Below are 14,535 nucleotides of genomic sequence, written 5' to 3' on the forward strand. Positions count from 1 at the left end.
TGGTCAGCTTCCGGCCGCGACGAGTTCCTCCACGGAGTCGTGCCGTATGCGGTCCGAGGGGATTCCGATGTCGCGCAGGGCGTCCACACCGCTGCGGATCATGCCGGGCGGGCCCGAGAGGTAGGCGTCGAACTCGTCCCACGGCCCGTAGGTGCGTATGGCGTCCGGCAGCTGCAGGTGCGCCTGCTGGTCGATGATCGCGCGGACCGAGAGCCAGGGGTGGGTCTGCTGGAGGCGGAGCATGGTGTCGATGTCGTACAGGTCGTGGTCGGTGCGGGCACCGTAGAAGACCTCGACCGACCGGCGGTCCCCGTGCTCGGCGACATCCTCGACCAGAGCCTTGATGGGGGCTATGCCCGTGCCACCGCCCAGGCAGAGCAGGCCGTTGTCGGTGGTGTGGTCGACGGTCATGGAACCCGCGGGCGGGCCGAGCCGGATGATGTCCCCGGGACGGGCCCGGTGCACCAGGGCATTGGAAACCCAGCCGGCCGGTACGGCCTTGACGTGGAACGACAGCAGACCGTCGGACCGGGGCGCCGACGCGAAGGAGTAATGCCGCCAGATACGCGGCCACCACGGCGTCTCCACGCTCGTGTACTGCCCGGCGAGGAACGGGTACGGCTGGTCGGGCCGGACGGTGACCACCGCGACGTCCGGCGTTCTCAGGTCGTGCGTGACGATCTCGGCGTACCACCAGGCGGGGGCACGAAGTTCGTCCGCGGCCGCAGCGTCGATCATGACCTGGGAGATCGTGGTGTAGGCCCGGATCCAGGCCGCCTCCATCTCCCCGTTCCACACCCCGGCGGCGTACTTGCTCAGCGCGCCGATGAGGCACTCGCCGACGGCCGGGTAGTGCTCGGGTCGCGTCCCGTACTTGCGGTGACCCCGGCCGAGCTTTTGCAGGTAGTCGACGAGGACGTCCTTGTTGTCGATGTGCTCGGCGGCTGTGAGCAGCGCTCTGAGCAGCCGGTCCCGCTGGGTGTCCATGGCGGCCGGGAACAGCGACCGCAGGTCGGGGTGGCGGACGAAGAGCAGGGCGTAGAAGTACGACGTGACCTTGTCGGCGACCGGCGCGACCTCGGCCATGGTGCGGCGGATGAGGAGAGCGTCGGGGGAGCCCTCTTCGGCCGGTGCGGTGGCGGCCTGAGTCGAGGGTGACACCGGTGCGTGTTCCTGGGCGGGCACCCGCTGTTCGGCGGGAGTGGGCGGAGGGGCGACGGTGGAGACGAAGGGCGTCGGGGTGAGTGCCGTGGGTGCGGGGCCCGACGGCGGGACGATAGCGGGGCCGGGAGCCGCGGAGGGGGCCGGAGCGTGCTGTGTGGCCGGGGGCCCGGATGCGGATACCGCGTCCGGATGTTCACGCCCTTGGTCGGGCCCGCCGACGCCCGGGCTGCCGGTCGCCGAGCCGGGAGGGCCGGGCGTGCCGTCTGCCGGTGCTTCCGGGGCGGACCCGGGCCTGCCCACCGGGCGGATCGTGGCCGGTCGACGCCCTTCCGCCGTGCTGTCCGGCGCCCCGGCGTCGGTGTCCGGTACTGGCGCCGGGATCTTGCGGGGCGTGAACCAGTCGCCCCCGCCGCCAGAAGTGCCGTTGTCGGCCGACGTGGTGGTCGGAGCGTCCATGGTGTGCCTCGCCTCGAGCATCTTTCGGTCGGTCTGCGCACTTCCGGAGTCGGAAGGTGCCTGCTTCCCCCGTGGACGGTCTGCGTTCCCATCCTTGTCGCGGCCAATGCGGCCACATTCAACCCGTATTCCGGCTCCGTACGGACAAGTAGGGCGAGAGTGTGACATTGGCCGCAGTGACTCTCATCGAGCTTTCCACCCGCCTGGCCACTTTCGGCGTATACCCGGAAACGCGGGTCTTAGATCTCTCCGTCCCGTTAGGCTGCATTGCCCCGCAGCGCCCCGAACGGGACGGGGCGTCCCGTCCCCGGTGCGAACCGGACTCGACCCTACCGGCCACTGCCGTGCACACAAGTCCCCCCTCCTCTCGTCACGAATGCGGGCCTGGCGCAAATCGCCAAAGGCCACCAACCCTCAAGCCGGAAAGCCCGTTCACCGTCCCGCCGGGACGCTCGATGTTCTTACCTGTTTCACGTGAAACGTCCGGCACTGGTCCTTGGTCTGTGCGGGCGGCGACAACTGGCCAAAAGCTCACACGTCTCTCCTGAAACAGGTGGACGTCAGGGGGCCTCGTCGGACAGCCTGACGTGCGTGCCGACTCCTTCCCTTGCCTCATGGCCCATCCGCCGTCTGACGCTCCACGATCAAGCCGCCTGCGCCGACTTGTCCGAGGATCGGGGGTGGCCACGGGAGGAGCACAAGTGGGGCTTCCTCCTCACTGCCGGGAAGGGCTACGGCATCGACGACCCCGAGGGTGGCCTCGTGAGCGCCTGCGTCGTCACCGAGTACGGACCGCAAGAGCCCGCCCTCGCCGCGGTCGGCATGGTCCTGGTCGCCGGGCGGCACGCCCGGCAGGGCGTGGGACGCCGGCTGATGCGTCACGTCGTCTCGGCGATGGGCACCACGCCCCTCACCCTGCACGCGACACCGAACGGCCGCCCCCTTTACGAGGAACTCGGCTTCAAGGTCACCGGACGGGCCGAGATGGTCTGCGGGCGCTTCACTCCCGGTGGGCCGGAGCCGGAGGTGACCACCCGAGCCGCGACCGCCGAGGACCTCACCGCGATCCTCAGTCTCGACGAGCAGGTGTTCGGGAGCGACCGCACCCACATCGTCACCCGACTGCCGGCCTTCGCCGACCAGTTGCGTGTGGCCGAGGACGGCGGACGGATCATCGGGTACGCGGCCGCCTGGCCCAACATGGACACCCACGTCGTCGGGCCGCTCATCGCTCGCGACACGTCGGTGGCCAAGGCTCTCATCGCCTCCCTCGCCGCCCACACCGACCGTCCCCTGCGTACTGACATCGACGTGCGGCACGAGGACCTTCTCGCGTGGGTGAAGGAGCGCGGCCTGCAATCCGTCGCCTTCAACGCGGTGATGACGTACGGGATCGCCGAGTTGCCCGGCGACTGGAGCCGGCGGTTCGCACCGGTCACGGTCGCGGCGGGCTGACGAGCCCCGACACGGCGACGCCGGTTCCCTCAACAGGGAACCGGCGTCGCCGCGCTGTGAGGACCGGGTCAGGTGAGAGCCTGCACGGCGGCCGTGGCGAAGCGGTGGTCCTGCTCCGGGGCACCGCCGCCGACACCGATCGCGCCGATCAGCCGGCCGTCGCGGTGCACCGGTACGCCACCGGCGATGAACAGCAGCGGCCGGTCGAGCGCGGTCGGCAGCGTGTGGAAGAGGCCTCCGGGCTGCACCGCGTCCACCAGGTCGGCGGTGGGCGCGTTCAGCTGGAGAGCCGTGTAGGCCTTGCGGGTGCTGGTCTCACCGGAGATCAGCACGGCTTCGTCGTCACGCCGGAAGGCGAGCAGATGGCCGCCCCCGTCCAGGACGGTGACGCTGACGGTGACGCCTGCGACCTCGGCGGCACGGTGGGCAGCGGCCACGAGAACGTCGGCGTCCTGAGTGGTCAGCGGGGTGACTGCGGTGGTGGTGCTCATGAAGAGGTTCTCCTGAAGGAATTGCGGTCGATGCGGGTCGTGCGGCCGGTGGATGTGGTCCCGTTGCTCAGTGGTGGACGGCAGCACGATGCTCGGCTGGTGCGGCCCCCCTGATGACAGTGCCGGGGCCATCGGTGCGCCGCTCCAGGGCAGCCGAGAGGATGGCCAGGACCAGAGCGGCGGCCGCCAGGGCGGCACCGACCCAGTTGGGGGCCGTGTAGCCGAGGCCCGCCGCGATCACCAGGCCACCGAGCCAGGCGGAGAGCGCGTTGCCCAGGTTGAAGGCGCCGATGTTCACGGCGGAGGCCAGGGTCGGGGCGCCGTGCGCCTGGTCGAGCACGCGCTTCTGCAGCGGTGGCACGGTGGCGAAACCCAGAGCACCGATCAGCGCGATGGTGACCGCCGAGAGCAGTTTGTCGTGGGCGGTGAGGGTGAACAGGGCCAGGACGACGGCCAGGGCGCTCAGGGAGACATACAGCATGGGCATGAGGGCGCGATCGGCGAATGCTCCACCGACCAGGTTGCCGCCGACCATGCCGAGGCCGAAGAGGACCAGCAGCCAGGTGACGGAACCGTCGGCGAAGCCCGCGACATGGGTCATCATCGGCGCGATGTAGGTGATGGCCGCGAAGACACCGCCGAAGCCCAGAACGGTCATGGCCATCGCGAGGAGGACCTGAACGTTCTTGAACGCGGCCAGTTCATGGCGCAGACGCACGCCCTCCGCCTTGGGCATGTCCGGGACGAGCCGGGCGATGCCGGCCAGGCCGACGACGCCGAGGGCGGCGACGATGCCGAAGGTCACCCGCCAGCCGACGGACTGTCCGACGAGCGTGCCCAGCGGGACACCGACGACATTGGCGACGGTCAGACCGGTGAACATCATCGCGATGGCCCCGGCCTTCTTGTCCGGAGCGACGAGGTCCGCCGCGACGACCGACCCGATACCGAAGAAGGCGCCGTGAGCTAGCGAGGCGACGATCCGGCCGATCAGCATGACGGAGAAGGCGGGGGACAGTGCCGAGAGCAGGTTGCCCAGGATGAAGAGGCCCATCAGCAGCATCAGCATCCGCTTACGGGAGATCTTGGTGCCGAGCACGGTCATCAGCGGCGCGCCGAACATGACGCCGAGCGCGTAGCCGGTCACCAGGTAACCGGCAGTGGGGATGGACACCCCGTAGTCGGCCGCGACCTCGGGCAGCAAGCCCATGATCACAAATTCCGTGGTCCCGATCCCGAAGGCCCCGATCGCGAGGGCCAGAAGCGCGAGAGGCATGGAGGGGGTACCTTCCAGACGATTGCAGGAGCGCTTTGAGTGCGTTCACAATAATTGCAGACGCTGGCTATATGCAAGCGCCGTCAATTGCGGTGTTGCTCTACTCTGGATGTCAGCCGCTCCGGGACGGAGGAAACGCCAATGACAGCGACGGACCCCGCGCTCACCGCTCTCGCCCAGAGCTGGTGCGCCCTCTCCCTGCTCCACGGGAGGATCGAGGCGCACATCGAGCGCGCCCTGCAAGCCGGGCACGACCTCAGCGCACGCGAGTACTCCCTGCTGGACGTACTCAGCCGGCAGCACGACGGCGACGGGGGGCACCTGCAGATGAAGCAGGTCGCCGACGCGGTCGTTCTCAGCCAGAGCGCCACCACGCGCCTGGTCACCCGACTCGAAGACCGGGGCCTCCTGGAGCGCTACCTGTGCCCCACCGACCGCCGGGGCATCTACACCAACGTCACCGCTGCAGGCCTCGCGTTGCTGGAAGCGGCGCGTCCGACCAACGACACCGCCCTGCGCGAGGCCCTGGACGAAGCGGCGAAGAACCCCGAGCTGGCACCCCTGGTCCGAGTCGTGGAGACGCTGAAGGCCCCGGTTCCCGCATAGGGCGCCCGAACTCAAGCCGACGCCTGGCATCCGAGCACCGCCGGTTGTGCGTAAGGTGCGCCCATGGGAGATCTTGAGATACGGGCCGCCGCGGCCGACGACGTCCCAGCGATCGTCGCCATGCTCGCGGACGACCCACTGGGCGCGCAGCGCGAGTCACCGAACGACCTCACTCCGTACCTGGCCGCGCTGGAGCGGCTCAGCACCGATCCGAATCAGCACGTGGTCGTGGCGGTCCGGGAGGGCAGGGTCGTCGGCACGCTCCAGCTCACGATCATTCCCGGGCTCTCCCGCCGGGGTGCAACCAGGTCGATCGTCGAAGGGGTGCGCGTCCATGCGGACGAGCGCGGCAGCGGTCTGGGAACCCAGCTCATCCAGTGGGCGATCGAAGCATCCCGGAACGAGGGGTGCCAGCTCGTCCAGCTGACCTCTGACAAGACCCGCGCCGACGCCCACCGCTTCTATGAGCGGCTTGGATTCACGGCGTCCCACACAGGCTTCAAGCTCCAGCTGTGACCGAGCGGTGTGGGCGTCCTGTTTCACGTGAAACAGGACGCCCACACCTCACTGCGCTAACCGATCCCGCGCCATCCCTCGGGGTGGACCCCACCCGGTACCGGAGCACCCTCGTCGTACGGCTGACGCGTGAACACGAACGATCCGACGTCCAGGTGACTCACGGACCCGTCCGGCCGCCGTACGGCCTTCAGAAGCTCACCGGCGTAGTAGCCCTCGAGCCCCGTCCACGTGCCGTCACCGTTCGCACGGAACCGGGAGCGACGGCCTCCGCCGGTCAACGGCCCCAGCGATACAAGCCCGTCGGCCGTCAGTCGCAGAGCGAAGGCGTGAGTCCCCCAGTACCACTGTCCCGTCAGCTCCAGCAGCGACTGGTCGACGTCACGGAGCGGCTTCCATGGTGCCGGGATACGCGGCTCCGCCTCGGCGACGATCCGGACCAGATCGGCGGCAACGGGGAACAGCAGTGGTCCTGACGTGACATTGGCCAGGGTGACGGCTGCCACATCGTCCTCGATGCTGATCATGAGGCAGGCGAGGAAGCCGGGCAGCGACCCGGTATGGCCGACGAGGGACCGCCCGCTGCGTCGCCGGATCTCCATGCCCAGGCAGTAGGCATAACCGCTCGCCACATCCGCCGTCTCGTGGGGCGCTGCCGGCGTCCTCATCTCCCTCAGCGAACCGGCGCTCAGCACCCGCTCGTCGCCGTTGAGCAGGAAGGAGGCGAACCGCGCCAAGTCACCACTCGTCGACCAGAGTTGACCGGCCGGCGCCATGAGCCCCAGATCCTCGGCGGGCTCGGGAAGCATCACGTCGGCCCAGGGATGCACGGCCCAGCCCCCCGCGTGAGGCGCCTGCGGCCGCACACTGGTGCGCTGCAGACCAAGAGGGACGAGCACCTCACGACGAAGGACGTCCTCCCAGGAAGCCCCGCGAAGCTTCTCGACTAGCGCGCCGAGCACGGCGTAGCCCGGGTTCGAGTAGTGGAACCGGCGGCCCGGCGGAGTCAGCAGGGGCCGGTCACCCAGCACGTCGGCCAGTTCGGGCCGCAGGGATCCGGGGCTCCGCTCCCACCACGGGCCCGGGGCCTCGGCCGCCAGTCCCCCTGAGTGGGCGAGGAGTTCGGCGACGGTCGCCTCCCCCACGCCGGTGCCCGGCAGATGCTTCTCGAGCGGATCGTCCAGATCCAGAGCGCCCTCGTCGCGCAGCCGCAGCACGAGAACCGCCGTGAAGGTCTTGGTGATCGAACCGATCCGGTACTGCACGTTCTCGTCCGGCGCGTGCCCCTCCACCGAAGTCCGTGCGCCCGTCCACACCGTCGCACCGTCGCGCACGACGGCCGCGACGAGCGAGGGCGCCCGCCCCTCTGCCTGCGCGACGGCGATCCGGTGCGACAAAGCGCGACGGGTGCCGGGGAGCAACTCTTCCTGAGATGTCGTCATGGGACCAGTCCACCCGGCCGGCCAGTCCCGCGTCGAGCACATTCGGGCAGGCCTGTGCGACCTGTCGGCTCAGGTCTGGGCCATGTCCACGAATCGTGAGTAGTGCCCCTGGAAGGCGACCGTGATCGTCGCCGTGGGACCGTTTCGGTGCTTGCCCACGATGATGTCCGCCTCACCCGCCCGCGGTGACTCCTTCTCATAGGCGTCCTCGCGGTGGAGGAGGATCACCATGTCGGCGTCCTGCTCGATGGAGCCCGACTCACGCAGGTCGGACACCATCGGCTTCTTGTCCGTGCGCTGTTCGGGGCCACGGTTGAGCTGGGAGAGCGCGATCACCGGCACCTCCAGCTCCTTGGCCAGGAGCTTGAGGTTCCGGGACATGTCCGAGACCTCCTGCTGACGGCTCTCGGAGCGCTTGGATCCTCCGGCCTGCATCAGTTGCAGATAGTCGATGATCACGAGCCTGATGTCGTTGCGCTGCTTCAGCCGACGGCACTTCGCGCGGATCTCCATCATCGACAGGTTCGGGGAGTCGTCGATGTAGAGCGGTGCGGACGACACCTCGGGCATCCGACGCGCCAGGCGCGTCCAGTCGTCGTCCGTCATGGTGCCGGACCGCATGTGGTGAAGGGCGACGCGGGCCTCGGCGGACAGCAGGCGCATCGCGATCTCGTTGCGCCCCATCTCCAGGGAGAAGATGACGCTCGGCAGGTTGTGCTTGATCGACGCGGCCCGGGCGAAGTCCAGGGCCAGCGTCGACTTGCCCATGGCGGGACGGGCAGCGATGACGATCATCTGTCCCGGGTGCAGGCCGTTGGTGAGCGAGTCGAAGTCCGTGAACCCGGTCGGCACACCGGTCATCTCGCCGCTGCGCGAGCCGATCGCCTCGATCTCGTCGAGCGCGCCCTCCATGATGTCGCCGAGCGGGAGGTAGTCCTCACTGGTGCGCTGCTCGGTGACCGCGTACACCTCCGCCTGGGCGCGGTTGACGATCTCGTCGACATCGTCGTCGGCCGCGTATCCCATCTGCGTGATGCGCGTACCGGCCTCGACCAGGCGGCGCAGGACGGCCCGCTCATGAACGATCTCCGCGTAGTACGCCGCGTTGGCCGCCGTGGGCACTGTCTGGACGAGCGTGTGCAGATATGAGGCGCCGCCGACCTTGTTGATCTCGCCACGCTTGGTCAGCTCGGCGGCGATCGTGATGGGGTCGGCCGGCTCGCCCTTGGCGTAGACGTCGAGGACAGCCTGGTAGATCGTCTCGTGGGCCGGCTTGTAGAAGTCGTGGCCCTTGAGGATCTCGACGACGTCGGCGATGGCGTCCTTGGACAGGAGCATGCCACCGAGGACGGACTGCTCGGCGTCGATGTCCTGCGGCGGCACCCGCTCGAAGGACGGGGACGATCCACCGTCCCACGCGCCGTTGTCCCTGCCGCGCTCGTGCTGCTCGTCGCGGCCCCGGCCTCCCTCACCACGTCGGCGGGAAGCGGGCAGACGATCACTGGGACCGCTGTCGGCCCACGGGTCGTCCAAGGGCTCGGAAATACTCACCGAGCGACCTCCTCCCGTCCGCCGAAGCAGACCTAGCCGTGCCCCTCTTTTCTACGGCACGGCACTGACAAATAAGAGGCCCAACTCCGGTTGCCTCGCGCCGGTTTTGTGGCGTTTGGGAAACCGGCGGACGGAGCGGGCGCCGGACTACCGTAGGCCCGTCGGCACCGTCAGCCAATCTGGTTATCCACAGGCCATGTGGACGACGGCCCAGATGCTGTGGAGAACTCCGCGAAACCTGTGCACGAGCCGGTGGACAGGCCTGTGAACAAGCTGACCCCCTCAGTCAGGCAGGCGTCTTGACCTGCATCTTTGCCGTCCACGGGCTGTGCAGAAGAAAAACTTTCCCAACCGGCGCAAGATCACCTCGAACAGTGCACAGCAGTACGCACACCGAGACGAAGAGTAAGGGTCTCAGATCCTTTGCATCTCTTACCTGTGGACGATTAGATTAGTGCACATGACACAGGCCCCCGCGCGCCACCCCTCCGGCCGGAGACAGCACGATCGAGAGATCATCACGCTGGCCCTGCCTGCCTTCGGTGCCCTTGTCGCAGAGCCCCTCTTCCTCATGGCCGACACCGCGATCGTGGGGCACCTGGGCACGGCCCAACTCGCCGGTCTGGGCATCGCCTCGGCCCTGCTGATGACCGCCGTCAGTGTCTTCGTCTTCCTGGCCTACGCCACAACGGCCGCGGTGGCTCGTCGTGTCGGCGCGGGCGATCTCCGAGCAGCCATCCGGCAGGGCATGGACGGTATCTGGCTGGCACTGCTCCTCGGCGCCGCCGTCGTCGCCGCCGCCCTGCCCACGGCACCCCACCTCGTGGACCTCTTCGGCGCTTCGGACGCGGCAACTCCCTACGCGATCACCTATCTGCGCATCTCCGTACTCGGCATACCGGCCATGCTCATCGTCCTGGCCGCGACGGGTGTCCTGCGCGGGCTGCAGGACACCAGAACCCCGCTCTATGTCGCCATCGCGGGCTTCGTCGCCAACGGTGCTCTCAATGTCGGGCTCGTCTACGGTGCCGATCTGGGCATCGCCGGTTCCGCGTGGGGCACCGTCATCGCCCAGTGCGGCATGGCCGCCGTCTACCTCATGGTGGTTCTGCGGGGGGCACACAAGCACGGCGCCTCGCTGCGTCCGGATGCCGCCGGGATCAGGGCCTCCGCACAGGCCGGTGTGCCCCTGCTGGTGCGTACCCTCTCACTGCGGGCGGTCCTGATGATCGCCACCGCGGTCGCAGCCCGTCTGGGAGATGCCGACATCGCTGCCCACCAGATCATCCTCTCCCTGTGGAACCTGCTGGCCTTCGCCCTCGACGCCATCGCCATCGCGGGTCAGGCCATCATCGGTCGCTACCTCGGCGCCGGTGACTCTCGGGGCGCCCGGGAGGCATGCCGCCGCATGGTGGAGTGGGGTATCGCCGTCGGCGTCGTCCTCGGCGTCGTGGTGTTGCTCGCCCGGCCGGCCTTCCTGCCGTTGTTCACCGGCGACCCGGCCGTCATGGATGTGGCGCTGCCCGCCCTGATCATCGTCGCCCTCTCCCAGCCGATCTCGGGCATCGTCTTCGTCCTCGACGGCGTACTGATGGGCGCCGGCGACGGCCCTTACCTCGCCTGGGCGATGCTGCTCACCCTGGCGGTATTCACGCCGGCCGCTCTACTGGTCCCCGTGCTGGGCGGTGGGCTCACCGCCCTCTGGGCCACGATGACGCTGATGATGATCGTGCGGATGCTGACCCTGTGGCTTCGCACCCGCTCGGGCCGCTGGATCGTGACGGGCGCGACCCGCTGACCGTTTCACGTGAAACGGCACCTGTTTCACGTGAAACAGGGAGTGCACCGCAGAACGCGGTGTTTCACGTGAAACAGACGCCCACCCGGCAAGTCGGCGCCGGAGAACACGAATGGGGCCGCACCCCTGAGGGTGCGGCCCCATCGCTTACTGCTTCAGCGCGGCACTCAGGCCGCGACGACCTCGATGTTGACCTTGGCGGCAACCTCGGGGTGCAGACGCACGGACGTCTCGTGAGCGCCCAGCGTCTTGATCGGCGAGCCGAGCTCGATGCGGCGCTTGTCGACCTCGGGGCCACCGGAAGCCTTGATCGCGGAAGCGATGTCGGCCGGGGTGACAGAACCGAAGAGACGACCGGCGTCGCCGGAGCGCACGGCCAGACGGACCTTGACGCCCTCGAGCTGGGCCTTCACAGCGTTGGCCTGCTCGATGGTCTGGATCTCGTGGATCTTGCGAGCACGACGGATCTGCTCGACGTCCTTCTCGCCACCCTTGGTCCAGCGGATAGCGAACTTCCGCGGGATCAGGTAGTTGCGAGCGTAACCGTCCTTGACGTCGACGACGTCGCCCGCGGCACCGAGGCCGGAGACCTCGTGGGTGAGGATGATCTTCATGAGTCGGTCACCCTTCCCTTATCGCGCGGTGGAGGTGTAGGGCAGCAGCGCCATCTCACGGCTGTTCTTCACGGCCGTGGCGACGTCACGCTGGTGCTGCGTGCAGTTGCCGGTCACGCGGCGGGCACGGATCTTGCCGCGGTCGGAAATGAACTTCCGCAGCATGTTCGTGTCCTTGTAGTCCACGTACGTGACCTTGTCCTTGCAGAATGCGCAGACCTTCTTCTTCGGCTTGCGCACAGGCGGCTTCGCCATGGTGTTTCTCCTGTGTGATCAAGAAGTGTGGGTGCGAACCCGCCCTTAGAAGGGGGGCTCGTCCGAGTAGCCGCCGCCACCGCCGCCGGAGTTTCCACCCCAGCCGCCGCCACCGCCCTGGTTGCCACCGGCGGGAGCGCCGGTCGCCCACGGGTCGTCGGCGGGAGCGCCGCCACCCTGCTGGCCGCCACCGGGGCCGCCGCCCCAGCCGCCGCCACCCTGGGCGCCGCCACCGCCGTAGCCACCCTGGCCACCCTGTCCGCCGCGGCCGGTGGTCTTGGTGACCTTGGCCGTGGCGTTGCGCAGGCTGGCGCCGACTTCCTCGACGTCCAGCTCGTAGACCGTGCGCTTGACGCCCTCACGGTCCTCGTAGGACCGCTGCTTCAGCCGGCCCTGCACGATGACGCGCATGCCTCGCTGGAGCGACTCGGCGACGTTCTCCGCCGCCTGACGCCAGACCGAGCAGGTCAGGAAGAGGCTCTCGCCGTCCTTCCACTCGTTCGTCTGGCGGTCGAAGGTGCGGGGGGTGGACGCGACACGGAACTTCGCGACCGCCGCACCGGAGGGGGTGAAGCGCAGCTCGGGGTCGTCGACAAGATTGCCGACGACCGTGATGACGGTCTCGCCTGCCATGGGGAACCTCTCGGCGGGTTTGCTCTGGCTGCTTACTACTCGAATCCCGGGATCAGCTGAGCCGGGAAGCTCAGTGGGTCTCGGGACGGAGGACCTTGGTCCGGAGGACCGACTCGTTCAGGTTCATCTGGCGGTCGAGCTCCTTGACGACCGCAGGCTCGGCCTGCAGGTCGATGACCGAGTAGATGCCCTCGGGCTTCTTCTTGATCTCGTACGCGAGACGACGACGGCCCCAGGTGTCGACCTTCTCGACCTTTCCGCCGCCGTCACGGACGACAGAGAGGAAGTTCTCGATCAGCGGAGAGACAGCGCGCTCCTCGACCTCGGGGTCGAGGATGACCATCACCTCGTAGTGACGCATGTGGAACCCACCTCCTTTGGACTCAGCGGCCACGGTCGTTCCGTGGCAGGAGGGTTGTGATGCGTGGCAACGGTATCGGCCACCACTGACAATCGGGGTTCTGAGGAGAAGCCCCTGCCATGACGTGGGCAGACACCGGTGCGGACGGTACAGAGTACCCGCACAGCGGCTTGCGGTTGAAATCCGGCCGTCAGGGCAGCCAATCTGTACACATCGGGTGCGTATGGCGCTACGATGCGCCGACTTTCGCAGGAGGTGCCCTATGGCACAGGCATTGCGACCCAACACCGGCGGCGGCCTCTTCGCCACGGACGGCAAGCCCCACCCCCTCCAGGACGCCCTGCTCGCGGTGACCCTGGTGCTGGGCCTCTTGTCGTTCCTCACGGCGATCATCGACGAAGACCTGCATGTACTCAGCTCCTGGGCCGGCCTGGTGGGCATCCTCACGGGTGCGTACGGCCAGTGGATCTCGGAGACCACCCGGGAGCGCTTCGGTCTCATCCTCGGCCTGGGCGCGTCCGGCGTCGGGTTCTTCCTGGGCATGGCACACGGCGGACTCATCGGCTGAGGCCCGGACACCTCCTCATCCGAAGACCGGTACCACGCCCCGGTCGGCCTCGGGCCGGGGCGCAGCCCCCGTACGCCCAACCGGCGCGCTCCCACGGCGCAGTAGGCTTCGCGCGAGAGCCGGAGCCCCTGTACCCATGGGGACACACCAGCCCGAGGAGCGCCCCTAAATGAGCCTGACCCTGAGGACCATCAGTCGCGAGCAGCATCTGGCCTACATCCAGAGCCTGCCCTCGGCGAGCCACATGCAGGTCCCGGCCTGGGCTGACGTCAAGGCGGAGTGGCGCTCCGAGAACCTCGGCTGGTTCGACGACCGCACGGGCGAGATGGTCGGCGCCGGTCTGGTCCTCTACCGCCAGCTGCCCAAGATCAAGCGCTACCTCGCCTACCTGCCCGAGGGCCCGGTCATCAACTGGTTCGCGCCGAATCTGCAGGAATGGCTCGAACCGATGCTGGCGCACCTGAAGCAGCAGGGCGCGTTCTCCGTGAAGATGGGCCCGCCGGTGATCATCCGGCGCTGGGAGGCCCCCTCGATCAAGCAGGGCATCCAGAACCCGGACGTCAAGCGCCTGCGCGACATCGAGGCCGACCACATCGAGCCGCGCGCCTTCGAGGTGGCCGACAAGCTGCGCCGCATGGGCTGGCAGCAGGGCGAGGACGGCGGCGCCGGCTTCGGTGACGTCCAGCCGCGTTACGTGTACCAGGTACCGCTGGCGAACCGTTCCCTGGAAGAGGTCCACAAGAACTTCAACCAGCTGTGGCGCCGCAACATCAAGAAGGCCGAGAAGGCCGGCGTCGAGGTCGTCCAGGGTGGCTACCAGGACCTCGAGGAGTGGCAGCGGCTGTACGAGATCACCGCCGTACGCGACCACTTCCGGCCGCGCCCGCTGTCGTACTTCCAGCGCATGTGGACGGCCCTCAACACCGAGGACCCCAACCGCATGCGGCTGTACTTCGCCCGCCACAACGGCGTGAACCTGTCCGCCGCGACGATGCTGATCGTCGGCGGCCACGTCTGGTACTCCTACGGCGCCTCCGACAACATCGGCCGCGAGGTGCGCCCCTCGAACGCCATGCAGTGGCGGATGCTGCGCGACGCCTACGCGCTCGGTGCCACCGTCTACGACCTGCGCGGTATCTCCGACTCGCTGGACGAGACCGACCACCTCTTCGGTCTGATCCAGTTCAAGGTGGGTACCGGCGGCCAGGCGGCCGAGTACCTCGGCGAGTGGGACTTCCCGCTGAACAAGCTGCTGCACAAGGCGCTCGACATCTACATGTCGCGTCGCTGATGTCCTGTTCAGTGCTTCCATACCTCTGACACACGGAAACCGCCGATACACGGCACCA

15 protein-coding genes are annotated in these 14,535 nt (G+C 68.3%); 6 read left to right on the forward strand and 9 right to left on the reverse strand.

The genetic code is table 11. The features are described 5' to 3' along the window. Window positions 1–3: 3 nt before the first annotated feature. On the reverse strand, window positions 4–1,641 hold the full coding sequence (locus tag ADK65_RS12880) for a globin domain-containing protein (RefSeq protein WP_078955940.1): 1,638 nt from the start codon (window positions 1,639–1,641) through the stop codon (window positions 4–6). Between the two features lie 570 nt (window positions 1,642–2,211). Here ADK65_RS12880 and ADK65_RS12885 point away from each other — a divergent pair. Next, window positions 2,212–3,075: a GNAT family N-acetyltransferase gene (locus ADK65_RS12885; protein WP_053670120.1), complete on the forward strand. Its 864-nt coding sequence runs from the start codon at window positions 2,212–2,214 to the stop codon at window positions 3,073–3,075. A gap of 68 nt (window positions 3,076–3,143) precedes the next feature. On the opposite strand, the gene ADK65_RS12890 is transcribed toward ADK65_RS12885, so the two are convergent. Both ADK65_RS12890 and ADK65_RS12895 read right to left on the reverse strand, forming a co-directional pair. After that, window positions 3,144–3,566 carry a GlcG/HbpS family heme-binding protein gene (locus ADK65_RS12890; RefSeq protein WP_053670121.1) on the reverse strand — a complete coding sequence of 141 codons (423 nt, stop codon included), beginning with the start codon at window positions 3,564–3,566 and terminating at the stop codon, window positions 3,144–3,146. A 67-nt stretch (window positions 3,567–3,633) separates the two neighbouring features. Continuing rightward, window positions 3,634–4,842, reverse strand: coding sequence for an MFS transporter (locus ADK65_RS12895; RefSeq protein WP_053670122.1), 1,209 nt, complete (start codon window positions 4,840–4,842; stop codon window positions 3,634–3,636). Window positions 4,843–4,983: 141 nt separating this feature from the next. On the opposite strand from ADK65_RS12895, the gene ADK65_RS12900 reads away from it, so the two are divergent. After that, on the forward strand, window positions 4,984–5,448 hold the full coding sequence (locus ADK65_RS12900; protein WP_053670123.1) for a MarR family winged helix-turn-helix transcriptional regulator: 465 nt from the start codon (window positions 4,984–4,986) through the stop codon (window positions 5,446–5,448). 63 nt (window positions 5,449–5,511) lie between these two features. Next, window positions 5,512–5,964, forward strand: a complete 453-nt coding sequence (locus ADK65_RS12905) for a GNAT family N-acetyltransferase (protein ID WP_053670124.1) — start codon at window positions 5,512–5,514, stop codon at window positions 5,962–5,964. Window positions 5,965–6,020: 56 nt separating this feature from the next. On the opposite strand, the gene ADK65_RS12910 is transcribed toward ADK65_RS12905, so the two are convergent. Both ADK65_RS12910 and dnaB read right to left on the reverse strand, forming a co-directional pair. Further along, the gene (locus ADK65_RS12910) at window positions 6,021–7,406 is read right to left on the reverse strand and encodes a serine hydrolase domain-containing protein (RefSeq protein ID WP_053670125.1); all 1,386 of its coding nucleotides are present in this window, start codon (window positions 7,404–7,406) and stop codon (window positions 6,021–6,023) included. A gap of 69 nt (window positions 7,407–7,475) precedes the next feature. After that, window positions 7,476–8,957, reverse strand: a complete 1,482-nt coding sequence (gene dnaB, locus ADK65_RS12915; RefSeq protein ID WP_053670126.1) for a replicative DNA helicase — start codon at window positions 8,955–8,957, stop codon at window positions 7,476–7,478. A 460-nt stretch (window positions 8,958–9,417) separates the two neighbouring features. Between dnaB and ADK65_RS12920 the strand changes: the two genes are divergently transcribed. After that, window positions 9,418–10,755, forward strand: a complete 1,338-nt coding sequence (locus tag ADK65_RS12920) for an MATE family efflux transporter (protein ID WP_053670127.1) — start codon at window positions 9,418–9,420, stop codon at window positions 10,753–10,755. A gap of 167 nt (window positions 10,756–10,922) precedes the next feature. Here ADK65_RS12920 and rplI read toward each other — a convergent pair whose 3' ends face one another. The 4 genes from rplI to rpsF form a co-directional block, all read right to left on the reverse strand. Beyond that, entirely contained in the window at window positions 10,923–11,369 is a 447-nt protein-coding gene (gene rplI / locus ADK65_RS12925; protein ID WP_033309881.1) for a 50S ribosomal protein L9, read from the reverse strand. Window positions 11,370–11,387: 18 nt separating this feature from the next. Continuing rightward, complete coding sequence (gene rpsR / locus ADK65_RS12930) at window positions 11,388–11,624, reverse strand: 30S ribosomal protein S18 (protein WP_003949403.1); 237 nt, start codon at window positions 11,622–11,624, stop codon at window positions 11,388–11,390. Between the two features lie 45 nt (window positions 11,625–11,669). Next, the gene (locus ADK65_RS12935) at window positions 11,670–12,257 is read right to left on the reverse strand and encodes a single-stranded DNA-binding protein (RefSeq protein WP_053670128.1); all 588 of its coding nucleotides are present in this window, start codon (window positions 12,255–12,257) and stop codon (window positions 11,670–11,672) included. A gap of 70 nt (window positions 12,258–12,327) precedes the next feature. Further along, window positions 12,328–12,618, reverse strand: a complete 291-nt coding sequence (rpsF, locus tag ADK65_RS12940; protein ID WP_030847098.1) for a 30S ribosomal protein S6 — start codon at window positions 12,616–12,618, stop codon at window positions 12,328–12,330. A 262-nt stretch (window positions 12,619–12,880) separates the two neighbouring features. On the opposite strand from rpsF, the gene ADK65_RS12945 reads away from it, so the two are divergent. Together ADK65_RS12945 and femX are read left to right on the forward strand one after the other, a co-directional pair. Continuing rightward, entirely contained in the window at window positions 12,881–13,186 is a 306-nt protein-coding gene (locus tag ADK65_RS12945) for a hypothetical protein (protein ID WP_053670129.1), read from the forward strand. Window positions 13,187–13,355: 169 nt separating this feature from the next. Beyond that, window positions 13,356–14,477 (forward strand): peptidoglycan bridge formation glycyltransferase FemX, encoded by a 1,122-nt coding sequence (gene femX / locus ADK65_RS12950; protein ID WP_031137685.1) that lies wholly within the window; start codon window positions 13,356–13,358, stop codon window positions 14,475–14,477. The last annotated feature ends 58 nt before the right edge of the window (window positions 14,478–14,535 follow it).

It is taken from the genome of Streptomyces sp. NRRL B-1140, assembly GCF_001280065.1.
In the GTDB taxonomy this organism is placed as follows: Bacteria; Actinomycetota; Actinomycetes; order Streptomycetales; family Streptomycetaceae; genus Streptomyces.

Coding starts and splice junctions, on each gene's coding strand:
- ADK65_RS12880 (WP_078955940.1), bottom strand. CDS start 1,641: ATGCTCGAGGCGAGGCACACCATGGACGCTCCGACCACCACGTCGGCC.
- ADK65_RS12905 (WP_053670124.1), top strand. CDS start 5,512: ATGGGAGATCTTGAGATACGGGCCGCCGCGGCCGACGACGTCCCAGCG.
- rpsR (WP_003949403.1), bottom strand. CDS start 11,624: ATGGCGAAGCCGCCTGTGCGCAAGCCGAAGAAGAAGGTCTGCGCATTC.
- rplI (WP_033309881.1), bottom strand. CDS start 11,369: ATGAAGATCATCCTCACCCACGAGGTCTCCGGCCTCGGTGCCGCGGGC.
- ADK65_RS12890 (WP_053670121.1), bottom strand. CDS start 3,566: ATGAGCACCACCACCGCAGTCACCCCGCTGACCACTCAGGACGCCGAC.
- ADK65_RS12935 (WP_053670128.1), bottom strand. CDS start 12,257: ATGGCAGGCGAGACCGTCATCACGGTCGTCGGCAATCTTGTCGACGAC.
- ADK65_RS12945 (WP_053670129.1), top strand. CDS start 12,881: ATGGCACAGGCATTGCGACCCAACACCGGCGGCGGCCTCTTCGCCACG.
- ADK65_RS12895 (WP_053670122.1), bottom strand. CDS start 4,842: ATGCCTCTCGCGCTTCTGGCCCTCGCGATCGGGGCCTTCGGGATCGGG.
- ADK65_RS12900 (WP_053670123.1), top strand. CDS start 4,984: ATGACAGCGACGGACCCCGCGCTCACCGCTCTCGCCCAGAGCTGGTGC.
- rpsF (WP_030847098.1), bottom strand. CDS start 12,618: ATGCGTCACTACGAGGTGATGGTCATCCTCGACCCCGAGGTCGAGGAG.
- femX (WP_031137685.1), top strand. CDS start 13,356: ATGAGCCTGACCCTGAGGACCATCAGTCGCGAGCAGCATCTGGCCTAC.
- ADK65_RS12920 (WP_053670127.1), top strand. CDS start 9,418: ATGACACAGGCCCCCGCGCGCCACCCCTCCGGCCGGAGACAGCACGAT.
- ADK65_RS12910 (WP_053670125.1), bottom strand. CDS start 7,406: ATGACGACATCTCAGGAAGAGTTGCTCCCCGGCACCCGTCGCGCTTTG.